The sequence below is a fragment of the Lactiplantibacillus daowaiensis genome (genome assembly GCF_005405085.1).
In the GTDB taxonomy this organism is placed as follows: Bacteria; Bacillota; Bacilli; order Lactobacillales; family Lactobacillaceae; genus Lactiplantibacillus; species Lactiplantibacillus daowaiensis.
Map to the genome: position 1 here is coordinate 25176 of NZ_BJDJ01000010.1, position 16303 is coordinate 41478.

Annotated in this window: 12 protein-coding genes; 1 reads left to right on the forward strand and 11 read right to left on the reverse strand. The window is 40.6% G+C overall.

All coding sequences use genetic code 11. The annotated features are described in order from the left end of the window. Positions 1-128 precede the first annotated feature (128 nt). The 6 genes from FFM75_RS07590 to FFM75_RS07615 form a co-directional block, all read right to left on the reverse strand. On the reverse strand, positions 129-1601 hold the full coding sequence (locus tag FFM75_RS07590) for a UbiD family decarboxylase (RefSeq protein WP_137628573.1): 1473 nt from the start codon (positions 1599-1601) through the stop codon (positions 129-131). 632 nt (positions 1602-2233) lie between these two features. Beyond that, a complete protein-coding gene (locus FFM75_RS07595) occupies positions 2234-2509 on the reverse strand; it encodes a hypothetical protein (protein WP_137628574.1) in 276 nt (91 codons plus the stop codon). Positions 2510-2632: 123 nt separating this feature from the next. Continuing rightward, positions 2633-4087 (reverse strand): Ig-like domain-containing protein, encoded by a 1455-nt coding sequence (locus tag FFM75_RS07600; RefSeq protein WP_137628575.1) that lies wholly within the window; start codon positions 4085-4087, stop codon positions 2633-2635. Positions 4088-4321: 234 nt separating this feature from the next. Next, positions 4322-5728, reverse strand: coding sequence for a subtype B tannase (locus tag FFM75_RS07605; RefSeq protein ID WP_379832239.1), 1407 nt, complete (start codon positions 5726-5728; stop codon positions 4322-4324). A 134-nt stretch (positions 5729-5862) separates the two neighbouring features. Then, positions 5863-6765 (reverse strand): DMT family transporter, encoded by a 903-nt coding sequence (locus FFM75_RS07610; RefSeq protein WP_137628577.1) that lies wholly within the window; start codon positions 6763-6765, stop codon positions 5863-5865. 45 nt (positions 6766-6810) lie between these two features. Then, positions 6811-8175: a M20/M25/M40 family metallo-hydrolase gene (locus FFM75_RS07615; RefSeq protein ID WP_137628578.1), complete on the reverse strand. Its 1365-nt coding sequence runs from the start codon at positions 8173-8175 to the stop codon at positions 6811-6813. A gap of 168 nt (positions 8176-8343) precedes the next feature. Between FFM75_RS07615 and FFM75_RS07620 the strand changes: the two genes are divergently transcribed. Beyond that, entirely contained in the window at positions 8344-9042 is a 699-nt protein-coding gene (locus FFM75_RS07620; RefSeq protein WP_137628579.1) for an SGNH/GDSL hydrolase family protein, read from the forward strand. Positions 9043-9110: 68 nt separating this feature from the next. Here FFM75_RS07620 and FFM75_RS07625 read toward each other — a convergent pair whose 3' ends face one another. From FFM75_RS07625 to FFM75_RS07645, 5 genes are all read right to left on the reverse strand, one after another. Beyond that, on the reverse strand, positions 9111-10883 hold the full coding sequence (locus FFM75_RS07625) for a nuclease domain-containing protein (RefSeq protein WP_137628580.1): 1773 nt from the start codon (positions 10881-10883) through the stop codon (positions 9111-9113). Further along, positions 10873-12900 (reverse strand): McrB family protein, encoded by a 2028-nt coding sequence (locus FFM75_RS07630; RefSeq protein WP_137628581.1) that lies wholly within the window; start codon positions 12898-12900, stop codon positions 10873-10875. The genes FFM75_RS07625 and FFM75_RS07630 overlap by 11 nt, the downstream gene beginning before the upstream one ends. Next, positions 12885-14060, reverse strand: coding sequence for a hypothetical protein (locus FFM75_RS07635; protein WP_137628582.1), 1176 nt, complete (start codon positions 14058-14060; stop codon positions 12885-12887). Before FFM75_RS07635 ends, FFM75_RS07630 begins: the two co-directional genes overlap by 16 nt. A 225-nt stretch (positions 14061-14285) precedes the next feature. Continuing rightward, entirely contained in the window at positions 14286-14588 is a 303-nt protein-coding gene (locus FFM75_RS07640) for a winged helix-turn-helix transcriptional regulator (RefSeq protein WP_137628583.1), read from the reverse strand. Between the two features lie 79 nt (positions 14589-14667). Then, positions 14668-16293, reverse strand: a complete 1626-nt coding sequence (locus FFM75_RS07645; protein WP_137628584.1) for a peptide ABC transporter substrate-binding protein — start codon at positions 16291-16293, stop codon at positions 14668-14670. Positions 16294-16303: the final 10 nt, after the last annotated feature.

Here is a 16303-nt window from a genome sequence, read left to right on the forward strand (position 1 = left end):
CCATTCCAGCAATGGTTAAGGCCAGTTGGGATGGCGGATTCAAAGGTTAATAGCTTAATTTTTAATTGTTCGTTCACTGAAGTAACTTTAGTAACTGGCGGTATTAGACCAAAGCCTTCAATAAGTGATTATTTGAGATATTTTTGCCAATCAGGCACATCCATGAATTGGGCCCGTTCGAATTGATCCTTCATGTCAAATGGTACGGTACCATCAATGACCAATTTCGAGCTCATCCCACGGAAGCGGATTGATTTTGGATCATATTGCGGCCGTTCAGATGGATCCAAGGGATGATTCCGCATGCCAGATAAGACCATCAAGTCTTGATCAGCTTGGAAACGCGTATTCATCGTCCAGATCACATCGTTCATGTCGAAGATATCCACATCTTCATCCACTAAGATAACGGTCTTCAATTCCTTGAATGCAGAGAACGCTAACAAGGCGGCTTGCCGTTGAATCCCTTCATCGGCTTCGTTATCCTTGTGGATTTGCATGATGGTCATTAACTTCCCACCACCAGCTGGTGGATTGTAGACATTCTTAACTTTGCCAGGAATGGCGCGGTCAACTAATTGTAAAATACTTGCTTCAGTTGGAATCCCAGCCATGCTGACATGTTCTTCAGAGGGTCCGATAACACTTTGCATGATGGCATCTTTCCGGTGCGTCACAGCCGTCACTTTAATGACTTGTAAGGCTGGGTTAGCATCGCCATCGTAACCAGGAAATTCAGGCATCGCTTTACCAGTGTGGGTGTTGATATCTTCTTGAATCCGTTCGTTAGGCATGATGTAGCCTTCCAACGTATATTCAGAACGGGCAATCGCCTTTTCATCAACCGTAATCCCATCAACTAATTGAACGGCTTCATGCCGAATGGCACCCGCAACCCCTAGTTCGTTATAACCAAATGGCGTGGTAGGTGGTTCAAACGTTGCCCCAATGGTAACAGCAGGATCCAAACCAATGTTGATCGTGATTGGCATTGGCTTGTTGGCCGCTTCGTATTCTTCGGCGAAAGCCCCAATATGACGGCCACCAGGCATGATATAAATCCCTAATTTATCTTTATCTTCAAGGACCATCCGGTGAATCGTGACGTCACTCTTAGACTTGTCCATGCTTGACCCAAAGACCACCCCAACGGTGATATAAGGACCAGCATCTTGTGGCGTGTTAGTTGGTGCGGCCACTAATTTACGGATATCAAAGCCTTCATCAGTGGCTTTATAAACCACTTCATGAGCAGGCGCATCGGCTTCTTTAACCGTTACTGGTGCAACTGGGTTTGAAACTGAATCATTTAAAAATTGGCCCAAAGTCTTGTAATCGTGATGGAACATTTTCCCAACACGTTGCCGACTTGCCATTAAGCCAGTCAATACCCGTGTATCAGGGAAGCCCTTCACATTATTAAACATCATTGCGGGACCTTCTTGGGTTGGACGTTGTACCGTACCACCGGCACCAATATAACGATAAACACCTGAAAGTTCAGCATTTGGATCAACGGGGACGTCGGTTTCATGATAGTTCTTAGGATCATCTTTGATCTCATCGAGCACACGACGTAAATCCCATGGTTGTTCAGCCATAACTGTCATCTCCTTTAAAATTTACAAGTTTATCGTACAGCCAGACGGAAACGGTATCAATTCGAAATCGGCGGGTCTGTTATTCTTGGATGGAATAATAAGAGTGTGAGGTAAGCCGAGTTGGGGATGAGCATTAGCCTAACCAGGAGATTACTGCGGTCTTGGCAGTGGTCTCCTGGTGTAGCTAAGCGGAATCCCCAGGCTTGCCGAACACGTTTCGGCCCACTAAAAACCCCAACAACAAAGTTATCCACCACCAAACCACAAAAATTAGACCAATTCACCAACTTATCCCCAACTTCACCCACATATGCATCGTTATCATTCCTTTATTCACAGTAATGGTAGCGTTATCCACAGGCAAACAATTAAAAAAAGCTTTTATAACCAAAGTTATCAACAAGCTTGACCTAAAAATAGTGTTTTCTCCCAACTTATCCCCGTTTTTAGCCAGTTATCCCCAAATAAAAAGAGCTACCTGTTAAGATAGCTCTCGATATTACCGATTTTTCCGTGCGTTAGCTAGCATATCTGCCGCTTTGAACAAGTTTAAAATAGCAGTTATCAACAAACCCGCGGTTATAACCGTTCTTAAAAATGGTTTTAAATGCATCTCATCCACTTCCTTATCACTAGACATTCGAATCTTGACGTTTAAGCCAGGCGCTGATCAACTTCCCCAGCGCCGACACTACCGTAAACACTAACCAGCCACCTAATAAAATGACTAGCAAAAGTCCTAGCATTTGTCCCCGCACAAGCCAGCTAGCGACGACAAAACCATGCCACAACCCATTAAGTACCGGCCGTTTCAAGATCAAGTCAATCGGGATCTTAAAGAGTGCCGCCACCAAACAATACCCGATCCAGTGACTGGCGGCTTGCATCGCTGCTTTTAAAATTGACATGTTTATCCCCCATTACGTGCTTCCTCACGTTTAGTATAACGTAGCTGATCGATAAGACTCAATGGTCAAGGTTGATATAAAAAAGCCTGCTAAATAGCAGACTTTTCAAGCATCATTTAATCTTTAGAACCAATGCCGAACTAACGCACCCGCACCCAATGTAAAGACTGCTAGGACACTGCCTAACAAGCTTAACGTTTGATGACTAACCTTAGATTCATTAGTTTGTGGTAATTGCCGATTATGGGCAACAGCTCGCGCGGCATCCGTACTAGTTGCAACTGGCTTAGCCGCTTTAGTGGCTTTAGCACTCGTGGTCTTAGTTGCGGGTTTGACTGCTTTGTTGCTGTCGTTTTTGGCACTCGTACTATCAGCCGATGAACTGTTAGCAATGCTAGATGAACTGCTAGTTGATGGTTCAACAGCTTGATTCTTGTCATCCGTTGAAGACGTGCTGCTGGATGATGAAGATGAACTACTTGACGTTGATGATTCTGAGCTGGAGCTGGAGCTGGAACTGGAGCTTGAGTCCGTATTTTCATCAACATCTGGGTATTCTGGATCATAACCATCATCGGTATCCGTTGTCCCGGTATCACCATCGTCAGGTTCTTCAGTCGTTTCGTTTTCGTCACCACTACCTGAACCACTATTACCGTTAGATGAAGAAACCTTACCGTTGGCTTCCTCAGAATTAGGGCCACCTGAAGTCCCACCACCCCAAGTCATAATAGCCTTGTTTCTGAACTTATAGCCTGAGTCAATCAGCGTTTTATCAGTAACTTCAGTATAGTAATCAATAACAACCAAATTGCTGACGGTATTGTTAAAGGCTAAATCAAACCCTTTATCATTATATGTTACTGAATAATCACTACTACTGATTTCATTTTTCCGTTTATAAGAAGAATTGCTAGTCCATTCACCGTTGTAAACGGTAATATCTTTAATCATTGCTTGATTATCGCCAATCGTATCGCTAATCTTTAAATTTTTCATTTCAAGTTCGCGTCGATCAACTAGAATTGTCCATTTAATAGTGCCGTTATCTTGAATAGTACCCTTTTTCGACAAGTTTGCATCGTTATCCACAATATTGATTTGTGATGTGTTCTTATCGTTAAAGACAACATCTTTTTCGCCGTAATCATCGCCACGATATTTCGTCGCCAGATTCAACGTCATCTTATCATTCGTTTTGCCTTCAAGTGCACTATTCATGGTAATCACGACTTCACCATCGAACACTTCAGCCGTACCAACGACCGTACCATCAGTATCAACAACATCAAAAGTATCCCCGACTGTCTTGGCCTTTAAATTACTTGGTAACGGAATCGTCACTGTATCGCCAGACTTCAACTCTTGGCTACCAAAATCTAGCTTATATTGGATATCGACCGTATCGGCCGGTTTAAAGTCCGGTCCATTTGTCACCTGGGCACTAGTAATATAGTTACTGGCATCAAAATTAGCTGCAGCTGCCTTAACTGGTGTCACTAGTTGTGTCATGATTAGTAATCCGATTAAACTAACAAACCCCAATAACCAACGCCAAACTTGTTGCTTGCGCTTCATGAAATCCCCTCCATATAAATCTATTCTCATGAAAAGTATAGCTAAGCGCTTGCACGAACACAATAGCCATTACCATAATAGTTACGGAAAGATTCGCTTTTGTTTATAATTAGCCACTTTAAGTAATTCGATAACAATCTAAAACTAATACCGTAAATTTTGCCAAGCCTACACTGACTATAAAATCACAACAAAAAGTGCGATCAGGCAACTGCCCAGCCGCACTATATCTAGCTATTGTTGACACAATCCATCAATCCAACTAAACAGTTCACCTAAATCATAATCCCCACTATGCGGGGTATCCCATGGGAGGGCAAAATCCACATCGTAACCACGATTTTGTAATAACGTGGCTAAAATCACCGGAATCGCAAATGCCGTATCACGATCAGCCGCACCGTGGCGAATCCGCCAATGAGGTGCCACGGTGCTTTGCTTAGCGGCAGCCGTTAAATACGTGACCGGGTTAATCGCGGCAATTAAGTCAGCTGGTGCCAACGTTGCCGGTGTCGTCGTATGCGCTTGCGCAAACGCGGTAAAGTGCTTGGCAGCCGTAGTTGCATCGCCAAACAAGTCGGTTTCGGGACTCGTCAAGCCGAGATCATCAAAGGCCGGTGTCGCTTTCATGCGGGTAATCGATGCGAGATACGCATCCAAATCTAATCCGGTGACGCGGTCATCGGTGACGGTAAACCCAGCATACTTGTGGATATCAACCCCAGCTGTTAACGCCCGTTGTGCTGAAGCCACCAAATACTTACCAATCAAGTCTTTAAATGAACCATTGCCTTGTGCATCTAAAGTCAACGACTGACCTTGTGTATCAGTCAATTGTAACTTATTAAGATAAGTCATAAAGTCAGCTTTTAAAGTCGTCGATAGCTGTTGTTGGGTCGGGGTTAACGTGCCTTGCCAAGGCGTAAAGCGCATCCGACCGTCAATCATCGCCATCTTTTGGCGGTACCAGTCATTGAGGCCATTGAATTCCCATTCATAAGCCATATCGGCATGTTCGAGATTATGGATCGGACAATATGCGGACACTGCAAAAATATTGTCACTAGCTTCGGCCGCGCCTAACGTTTTTAACGCGGATTCAAAATACGGGGCATTTCCCGATGCCCCCATTAACGCTGACGTAGCACCACCAGCACTCGTCCCATTAGTAATGATGCAATCCACATCACCGGGAATATCATTGGCATTCGCTTTGACGTACCGGACCGCGGCCTTCATATCAACGATAAATGCAGGGGCCTTCCCAATATTTTGCCCGGCCGCCGTCTGTGTACGACCACGCAGTCCAGTCGAGATCACAACATACCCACGTGCCAATGCTGCGATGATTGTTTTGGCATTCGTGGGCCAAGCTGTTTTATCTGGGGCATCACTTGGTCCTGGCAAATAGCCACCAACAGTATTCGGCATCAAGATTGGCGCAGTATCTCGTTGATAGCCATTGATCGTTGCGCCAGCAAAATAACCTGCGGGCACGAAAACATTCAGCTTTTGAATTGGATCAACTGGATGAGCAACATAGGGGATATCCATCGCAGCTTGATAGCTGATTGTCTGATTACCTAGCTGCGCCGTTCTTAAGTTAAACCGGGTGCCGTCAAATTTCAATGTCATTATCAACACGCCTCCAAATAGTTACTTTTCTTTCACTTTACGCGTTTTAAAGGCAACTTATCAACTCGTTTTTGGCAAACCATTATTCACTTTGTGCATAATAAAACTGGTAGTCAGCAGATGGCCAACTACCAGTATCCTTACGAAGACATCATCGCATCTTTAGCCGCCATAAATTGCAGGAACGTTACCCCAACAATTAACACCGCACCTAAAATACCGAAAACATTAAAACTAACCTTTAAAAATAAAACACTCAAAACGGTCGCCGCTAACGGTTCAATAGCACCTAAGACACTCGCCGTTGTCGGTAAGATGGCTTCTAAACTTTGCAAGAAGAACAAGTAAGCCAGCATGGTCCCAAAGATAATGACAAAGCCCACTTCACCCCATTGACCACTAGTTAATCGCGGCCAATGTTGCCATGCTTGCGTGACGACACTGACGATGCCCCCACCGATCAGCATCGACCAACCAACAATGGGAATTGAGCCATAAGTACGCAATAGTTTCGTTGGCATCAACGTATAGACCGCCGCCCCAACTGCGGCTAGTAAGCCCCAAGCAACTGCCACGGCCGGTAACGCTAAGGAATCTAACCGACCTTCAGTCACGATTAAAATCGTGCCCAGAATCGCTGACACCACTGAAATCACATCAATCTTGCTTGGCCACTTGAAATGGATTAGGGCCAAATAAATAATGATAATAACTGGCGACAAGAACTGTAAAATAGCCGCCGTCGCCGCATTACCCGTACTAATTGCCATAAAGTAAGTCAGTTGAACCGATGCCATCCCCAATAAACTAAATGCCACTAGTTTACCGGTTGCGCGAGCACTGTGAAAAACGGTCCAAACTGGTGCTTTGGTGATCAGGCCATACCCAATCAACAAAATCCCCGACACTAGCATTCGTACTGAAACGAGCCACATCGGATCAATCGCCGTGGTATTAAATAAATGCTGAGCTACCGTCCCCGAACTCCCCCATAAAAACGGTCCAACGCTGGCTAGAATTAAGCCAACGGTTTTCTTTTGCATGTTACCTCCTCCTCGTCATCTTCATTACCTTCCAGTCTAACAAGCCTAGTTGGAATTTCCAATGACGGTCGCCAGTTGATCGACTAATTCATACCCGATCTTGATACCAGCGACAAACGCGGTTTCAGTCAAATTCTCATTAGGTGCATGATTATGTTGATCAAAGTTAGCATACGGAATTGTGACGACTGGAACTTTTAAAATATCAGTCCACACATAATTGGGCACCGTTCCTGGCATCATCGGTTCAATGACCACGGCCCCCGTCGCCGACTTGATAATCCCCGCAATTTGTTGCACTTTCGGCATACTCAACGCCGTAACACTAGCTGGAATGCGACCACGAATCGTTAACTTCAGCGTCCCAGCCGCCAGCTCTGACGCTAACGCTTGGCGTAGATCTGCTTCAATAGCTGGAATCGATTGCTGCCCAACTAGGCGACAGTCAACTTTAACCGTCGCTTGATGCGGAATAATCGTTTTAAAGTCTGGGCCAGTCGTGCCGGCTTGATAACTATTGAGATTAAATGTCGGTTCAAACATCAAACGGCGATAATAGTCCCGTTGAGCCGGCACGTGCGTCAGTCCCAATTGACGCGCAATCGCCAGGGCATCAAACGGCAACGCATCGACTAAATCCCACGGAATTTCAGTCGTCGTCGGCACGCCGTCATAAAAGTGAGGCAACTGTACGCGGCCATTTTTGACGAGTCGTGCTAACACGGTGTTGAGTTTAACGATAGCATTTGGCATCACGTTGCCGGTGTTCCCAGAGTGATTGTCCACTTGACCCGTTATTGCCGTCAGTTCAAAGCCAAATAAGCCCCGATTACCAAGTCGCAACACATGTTGCCCAGATTGACTCATTGACCCATCGATCACCACTGCCAAATCAACGGCGGCTAATAATGAAGTTTTCAGCTTAGTGACCGTTGGCGCCAAGTTAGGACTCCCTTGTTCTTCTTCGCCTTCAATCAAAAAGACAATATTAAGTGGTAAAGTCGCATGTGTCTGTAAATATGTATAAACGCCCAATATTTGCGCCATTAATTGCCCCTTGTTATCACCCACACCCCGACCAAATAACCGACCAGCTTGTGGCGTCAATTGAAATGGATCAGTATGCCATTGCGCTAAATCACCGGGTGCCATCGTATCATAGTGACCATAAAACAATACCGTTTGGTCACTGGTCCCAGTTAATTGGGCCACAATCGCAGGTGCCCCATCAGTGGGCACGACCGTCACGTCGGCCTTTAGATCATGTTGCAATAAGTCGACTAAATAAGTCCCACCAGCGGGTAAGTCGTGTTGACCAGCCTGGCTGACGGTGTTAAAGCCGACCAATTTTGCCAGTTTTGCTAAATAAGCTGTTAATTGTGCTTGAATGATTTGATCACGAGTTGTCATCAACCGCACTTCCTTTCGTGGATTCAGTATACCGCTAATTGACCAGTCAGCGAACGAACTCAATTAATTCCGTTCAGACCAGCGTTAACCACATTTAACCAATTAATTCCTAATTGACAGTCCCGCTCGACTACGCTAATCTATTAGCGATTGAGGAGGAATTCGGGGATGCAACATAAAAAAATTATTAACTGGGCACTGGGGCTATTTGCCGTCGTGTTCATTGGCGGGGCCTTTATTATCCCAACGCCAACGATCAAAAAACAAGTCGTCACATTAAGTAACATGTTAACTGGTAACGCTCAAACTAAATCAGCGAGTCGCAGCGTGGCTAGCTCTAAGTTGGGCCAAAAATATCAATTGTCCACCAATGAGCTGACCGCACTAAGTAAGCTCAAGGTCACCGGTGTTGGTGATTCGATCATGGTCCGAACGACCCCAGATTTAAATGAAGTTTTTGGTAGCTTCAATGCTAACGCCAAAGTCGGCCGCCAAGTTTCAGCTGCACCAGCGATTATCACCACTTTGAAAAACAATCAAAAGATCGCTAAAAACGTCTTGATCAACTTAGGTACTAACGGGCCAACTGACACGCAGACTATTGATGGCATTATCGATCAAATCGGGAGTGACCACCAAATCTTCTGGGTCAATACGCGGGTTCCAGGTAAAGATTGGCAAGATACCAACAATCAACTAATCGCAGCCGCCGCTAAGAAGTACACCAACGTTCATTTAGTGGACTGGTTGTATGTCAGCCAAGATAATCGAAACTGGTTTATCGATGACAACTTACATCCCAATACATTAGGTGAACGCGAATACACCTCAACGGTTGGCCAAGTCATGGCTAAATACGGGAAATAATGCCAAAGGCACGAACCGCTAACGCATACTGCGTCAGTAGTTCGTGCCTTTTATAAATCTAATGCTTTTTAAAGATTACCATGGTAACTTTCTTCAAGAGTAATCCCTGATTTCAACGCTTCATCAATAAACTTAATTAAATTGTCATCTCCCATTCCTGGTCTAAGTTCGATAGGCTGAATATTATTATAGTTTTTCAAATATTCATCTTGTTTCATGATTTTTGGAAATAAAATAGCAGTACTGCCAACTGGACTTTTTTTATTTATACGAGTAGCTTGAGCCAGCCTCTTATAAGAAGGCGAATTTAAGTATTTTTCACTTTTAATTCCATCCAAGTACCCCAGTAATTGCTCCTTATTTCCACCATATATTCTACTTAAGTTTCTATACTTAGTATCCATTACTAATGCTATTAATAAAGTATCCTCCATATCTTGTACTGTTAATATGATATCCGGTTTATTGTGATTAGACGTTGTCCACAACAATTCATCATTCTTTGGAAATCTGCTTAAAGCAACATTGTACTTGATTTGAATTTTTAATATCGGTTCACCTTTGTCATTATTCTTAATAAGATTCACATGCGTCCCGTGTTTCAATAGATAGTCTTCCTTAAAACCCTCGTCAAATATCCAACCAGATACAGGCACCAATTCCATATCTAATAATACTTTTACTGTATGTGTAAAACCCCATATTTCGTACAGGTCCTGAGTCCGTAACCAATCATACACATATTGTCGTACCAAGTAATCATGATTATTACTATTTTTTTCTACACTTTTAAAAATCAAATCTATGCTTTTGTAGTCTGTATTCATCATTGCACTGTACGAAAGACTGCCATTTATAGATTGAATATCCTTAAAAAAGGTAGATGTCAAAGCTTTAGAAATGGTAGATTTATATCTGAATAACATTTTCTTTTCGCTTTTTAAAGAATTTAAACTTTGACTACTATATGTCTCAATTGTCTGAATTTCAGACGTTAAATTTTGAATAAGCCTCGAAACAATTCGATTTAAAGCATTTAATTCATACTTAATAACACGATTGTCCAAGTTATTATATTGAATATATCTTTCAAACGAAAAGATTCGACCTTCGACATTAGGGATAGTTTCCATGACCCTTGTTGTGTGTTCATCTATGTTCCCATTACTTTCTGTTTTCCATCCATATCTCTTGTTCAAATTCACTCTGGGATTATTTATTACATTATAAGTTGCTATTCTAAACTGACGTTCACTACGATGTAAGATTTCTAGTTTTTCTAACATTTTTGTTTCTAAGTTATGCACCTTAGTCGACAATATTCCATTATTAATTGCCTCAAAAGACCTTGCAAGTCCATAAGTTGTACTTTCTAACTCATCCCGCATAATCCGTAATTCTTGGTCCGTTAAAAATTTAGGAGTAACTCTAAAATATGCATACAGTGGAGTCATATCCGGCTCATCTACCTTAATGCGATATATGCCAGGCCCGTAACCATTTTTTACATATGATCCATCATTATAATATACATAAAATGGATGACATTGTTCCAATGGAGTAGTAATAGAATCCGGAGTAAAGAATGAGTTATTATCCTTATTTATGTGATTGCTTGATTTAGAAAAATCTTTATCAACATCATCAGGTTTTGCATTATCAATAAAAATTTTTGCTTTTACATTTCCAGTAAAGTATAAAGAAAAATTTTTATTTTCACTAGTAGATATTACAAACGGTAAACTTTCTAGAGTCTCATAGTCAGACATGTCAACCTCATCAACTGTAAAATTAAACTCTTTAAACTCACCTAACTTTTTATAAAACCCTTTAACTGACAAATCCTGTCACCTGTAATTCTCTTGCTTTTTTTAAAAGAAGTTGACGTGATAACTGGAATGAAGATAAATTAATAGAATTATCAAATAATTCTATTAACTCTCCTGTCAGTTCTTTTTTATCCATATTTATCAACCCGTCAAAAACATCTTGTGTTCCTCTTAGTTTAGGCAAAATTCTTTGTGCCACTTGATAATCAATTGCACTCGATCTAGATAGATCCGCAGACTCTGAAACAGCCGCCAAAAATTTTTCTATGTTTTTTAGCGTTCTCCATCCAAAACCACCGTCTGGAAAATGAGCCATTATTAATTGATCCAACTCCCACAAAAAATTACGTTCATCATTGGTTAATTTCATCTTTTCATTTGCTGAAAATGTATTTGTACCTGTAGTAGCATTTATTAAGAGCATTTGTGCATTTTCAGCTTGTTGCTTATCCAATGAGAAAACAGAAGTCTCATTTTTCATTACAGTTTCTTTTTTATTAAATGGAACCATTTGTAATTCAATCAAATTAGCCCTGTCCAATAACTTATCTGAAAAACTAAAAGTGGACTCATCTATATTCACTGTACCAACAAATCGTACATTAGCACCTACCTTTACCCTACTTGCATAAGGATCCTTATTATATAAAGTACCAATGTTTTCATTGTAAAGATGTATAATTCTATCATTAGGATTCTTTTCCAAAACTGATAAGAACTGTGAGAAGTAGTGTTCAACTCTAGCTAAGTTCATTTCATCTAAGACAACTATATACATATGATTTGGATCTGTGCTAGCTTTGACTAATACATCTGCTAAGCCGGAATCAGCTGGTCTATAAACATTATGCATTGTATCCGCAAATCCTAACAAGTCAGCATCATCTTGCCAAGAAGGTCGTACGGAAATCATTTTAAATTGGCCACTACTTATTAATCCCATAGAATCTGCAAAGGCCGTGACTATTTTCGACTTTCCTGTGCCACTTAATCCAGACAGTATGGTTAACAAATTAGTTTTTATAGATATATAAAAGTTAGCTAAGTCTTCATCGTTAAAAACTAAATTATACTTTGGGGATCGAACCATTTCCTTGAAATGAGTAACAATTGATGTTTCGTCAATTGACTTACTATCCAGAATATTATCCGGAACATTAATACTAGTTTGCTGTTGATTTAGTTCATCATTTAATTCAGAATCGCCCTTTTTATTTAGAGATTTCTCTAAGAAAGTAAACTTTTCCAAGTAGTCCAATTTTAAATACTTTTGGGGAATAAATATAATTTCTTCGTAATTAGGAATATTGTAGTAGATAGCTTTCATCCATTGAGCCGTGTCAATCTTTCTGACTTCAATTGTACTTTTATCACTAGGAACAGCATACCTAATAAATTCCGGTCCTAATTCCAATGATTCTAAGTCTTCATAAAGATATCCTAAATCATCCACAACATTTATTTCAGCTGCCTCATGAAAAATTGCAAAACTACTAACATCCTCATCGTTTTTACTTAAGTAGTTTGCATTCTTCATCCTAATTGCTTTTCCATTTAACAGATACTCTTCAAATCTATCTTTATTTGGAATTTGTTCATTTTGGCTAATTATGGGAAGTGATTCGAATAAATACTCCGAGCTGAAGTCGTTACTCTTTCTGAGAACAACAACATTCCTTGCCACATAGTTTGGTGTGTATTCTCTCCCATTACTTACACGAACATAATTAGTTTCTTCACTAATGTTAAAGAAAAAAACTCTATCTTGTGCCCAATGTGCAAAGTTGAGTCTTCTAACTTCGAAAGCCGCACTTTCATCATCTTCAAAATCTAACCTTGATACTTCACCAGCGAAAACATTTATTACTTCATGGGTATACTTACTATTCGCACTTAAGACACGAACTTTAAACATTAACTCTCCACGTTTATCAATAATGATGCCACCTGTAGGGGTTGTCACATTATCTTGATTTCGAGAATCCCATTCACCCACATATACTCTACTATTCACTACATTTGATTCCATTGCTTTTTAAACTCCTTAATAGTCTCTAATTCTATTACACTACTTTTTAAAAAATGAAATGTTTTATTAACCAAATACTTTTCATATCCGTTTAACTCTGGAGTATACATATATACTTTATCGTACATTTCTAATCGATGCTGCAGAATATCTTCACTAAAATCTAAATTTTTCATTACTTCAATATTTAATCCGCTGTTTTTTTTCTCTACACTTTTTACGGAAACAATTTCAATACCAGCTAACTTGGTCGAATATTGAACATTCTCTGGAACACCTATTTGAAGGTTATATTTATCTTGGCTGGTTAAATTTTTTTCGTTCGATTTACCATTTACTATTTTTTCCGGAATTGGCTCAAATTTACTTTTGACTATTTCATTTTCTTGAACTAACTTTACGTTGATTTTATTTTTCTCCTGTTCAATCAACTTCTTATAGCTAAAATACTCGTACGATAGTTTATCTATTCTTTTTGTAAGTTTTTCAATCTCTTCATTCTTCTTTTTAAATTTCTCATCATTAGCCGCAATCTTTTTAATCAATTTTCTGCTATATTTTCTTTCTTCTTCAACTTTTATATTTAATTGCTCTACTGTGTTAATAAGCTTGTTTTTTTCAGCTATTTCAAGTCTATTTTTCTTTTTCAAGTCGCTATTTTCTAAGGAAATCGATTTTAATTTACTCTCATATTCATCATTCTTCTTTTCACTATTCGAAATCATTTTTCTCTGATTTCTTTCTGACTCTTTGAGCTTTTTCTCTAATCTTTTTACTCTTTCTTTTTCCAAGTCAAGTTCGTCCGCTTTTGATTGACTTGGACTTTCTTTTTTTGAAACAATCCGTAGATTTTCATAATTATCGATTTCCTTATTTGCTTGTTCAAAGTCATTATCGATATATGCCATTAAAACCTTAAACCATACTTTATCGTTTTCACCTTCTATTTTTGTATGATCCACTTTTCCTATTTGTTTAAGCTTAAATTCTAAAATCTTTTTATATCTCGGGAGCATTAATTGTCTGTTCACCACTTCACGCATTGTTACATTATTAAAATTATGTGGCGGGTTTACCCCTTTTATTGAATTTAGTAATTTCTTATATACTGTTTGAGGCATTTCTGCTAATATCCACTTTAATAAATCTAAATTTTTCACTTTATCATCTCCATCATCTAAAACATCCTCCTTTAATAATTATATCAGTTACGTTGTCTGAGTACTTAGCTAACATTAAATATAGTGAATTATTGGGGCAGAACTAAAGAATTTACTAATACAACATACTTTATATACGTGATTTCACTCATAATCCACTAAAAATCATTCAGGTTAAACACAAAAATAACTGATCAACTATTTTAGAATGGTTGATCAGTTATTTTATTGCATCTCCGTAATCACTTGATTGCCCCAAGTCTCCAGCGTCGCTAAACTCTGCTGAAACTGCTGACCGGCTGGTGTCAAACTATATTGATAGTCATCCGTTGACACGACTAAATCCAGTTGCGTTAACTTAGCCAATACGGTAAGGAGCTTTAACGTTGAAATACCACGCACGTTTTCCCGCAGAACCATAAATCCAGCTGGTGTGGTGGTTAAGTTGCTTAACGTCAAGGCATTCCATTTGTCAGTTAATAATGCTAAACCAACTTTGGTGCCAATATTCAAATCGCGCATGACCATATTGCTTACCCCTTATCCTCAAACTTGTGAGTATATTTTAGCGAGCTAGTGGGTAAATTGCGAGTTTGAAGTTCTGAGCTTATTTAAAGGAAGCCCGGGTATAATCATTTTCACCAACAGAATGGTAAACCACACCTTGCAGTTTGCTGTTGACCAAGTGACTTTCCGTCATGTTATAAAGCGGCACGACCGCCGTCGTGGTATTCAACCGTTTGGCTGCGGTCCGCATGTTTTGCCAATAAGCTTTCGTATTCGTTGCATTCTTCCCATGGGCTTCACTGACTTGGGTATTGAAGACCGTATCCCGATAGTGACCATAGTTTTGTGGGTTATTCTTAGTCAAGATATCAAAGAAGGAAACTGGATCAGCATAGTCGGCTAACCACAGCGTATATTGCATGTCATAGTCCCCTTCAGAAACTGCTGAACTCCCCGTCTTGTCTGGCACCGCGGATACATTAACTTTGGCACCACTCAAATGTTGCTTGACCGCTGCTTGTACGAATTGGTCGATGGTCTTAGAGATCGACGTGTCATCACTAACTAACTTTAAGGTCACTGACTTTTTACCGAGTTGCTTCAAGCCTTTGTTCCAAAGTTGTTGCGCCTTTTTGACATTGTAGCGTGCCGTGCTAGCCGTTTCGGTCCCAAAATCTTTGCCGGTAGTTGGATCAGTCACCAAGCTTGGGGTGACATAGTTATAAGCTGGGGTCGACCCATCGCTTAAGACTTTTTTGGTTAGACTCGATTTATTCAATACCAAGTTCAACGCTTGCCGCAAATATTTATTATGTAATGCATGATTCTTCGCCATATTCAGGCGTAAGTAATAGGTCCCGGCTTTGCTGACGTGTTTCATATGTTTATCACTTTGCAAGCCTTGCGCGGTGACTCCTGAAACCGTAGCGTCATCCAACTTACCTTGTGAAAATAGGTTATGGGCAGTCGTAGAATCTTTGACAACTTGCATCGTCATCTTGTTCAACTTGATAGCCGATTTGTCGTAATAATACGTATTTTTCAGCATATTCCACGAATCATTCGTCCCATTCCAACCACTGACGGTAAATGGCCCGTTATAGGCCATCTTCGTACTACTGGTCCCGTAGTCTTTCCCATATTTTGCAACCACTTTATGGTCTTGTGGGAAGAACGCAGGCATCGTCAACATCTTACTCAAGTACGGCATCGCGCGCGATAGCGTGACTTTTAAGGTCGTTTGATTGACCGCTTTAACACCCAACGTCTTTGTTGACTTCTTGCCAGCCGAAATTTGAGTCGCATTCTTGATGCCTTCATAGATATAACTATACCCAGAAGTTGAAGTCGAACTTACTGAGCGACGCCAGGCTGTGACAAAATCTTGCGCCGTTACTTTATCCCCGTTGCTCCATTTGGCATTCTTTCGCAAATGGAAGGTATAAGTCTTTCCATTATTTGTTGGCTTAACGACTTTGGTCGCCATCGCACCAACAACTTTGTTCTTTGAATTAACGCGATACAAGCCTTCCATCGATTGTTGTAAGACGTTCCATTGGGTCAAGGTCGCCGTGTTCGAGGTATCTAGTGACGTTAAATCGGTATCCTGCATCAAGTGCAGCGTCTTTTGTGTACTACTGCTCTTGGCACTGGCTTTGCCGCAAGCCACTAACCCACCTGACATTAAGACTAAACTGCCAACAACCGCTAACTTTTTAAAATTCATATGTATGTCC

What these genes read in the sequence shown, in the direction of transcription:
- FFM75_RS07590 (WP_137628573.1), bottom strand. Translation starts at nt 1,601, where the DNA reads ATGGCTGAACAACCATGGGATTTACGTCGTGTGCTCGATGAGATCAAA.
- FFM75_RS07595 (WP_137628574.1), bottom strand. Translation starts at nt 2,509, where the DNA reads ATGTCAATTTTAAAAGCAGCGATGCAAGCCGCCAGTCACTGGATCGGG.
- FFM75_RS07600 (WP_137628575.1), bottom strand. Translation starts at nt 4,087, where the DNA reads ATGAAGCGCAAGCAACAAGTTTGGCGTTGGTTATTGGGGTTTGTTAGT.
- FFM75_RS07610 (WP_137628577.1), bottom strand. Translation starts at nt 6,765, where the DNA reads ATGCAAAAGAAAACCGTTGGCTTAATTCTAGCCAGCGTTGGACCGTTT.
- FFM75_RS07615 (WP_137628578.1), bottom strand. Translation starts at nt 8,175, where the DNA reads ATGACAACTCGTGATCAAATCATTCAAGCACAATTAACAGCTTATTTA.
- FFM75_RS07620 (WP_137628579.1), top strand. Translation starts at nt 8,344, where the DNA reads ATGCAACATAAAAAAATTATTAACTGGGCACTGGGGCTATTTGCCGTC.
- FFM75_RS07630 (WP_137628581.1), bottom strand. Translation starts at nt 12,900, where the DNA reads ATGGAATCAAATGTAGTGAATAGTAGAGTATATGTGGGTGAATGGGAT.
- FFM75_RS07640 (WP_137628583.1), bottom strand. Translation starts at nt 14,588, where the DNA reads ATGGTCATGCGCGATTTGAATATTGGCACCAAAGTTGGTTTAGCATTA.
- FFM75_RS07645 (WP_137628584.1), bottom strand. Translation starts at nt 16,293, where the DNA reads ATGAATTTTAAAAAGTTAGCGGTTGTTGGCAGTTTAGTCTTAATGTCA.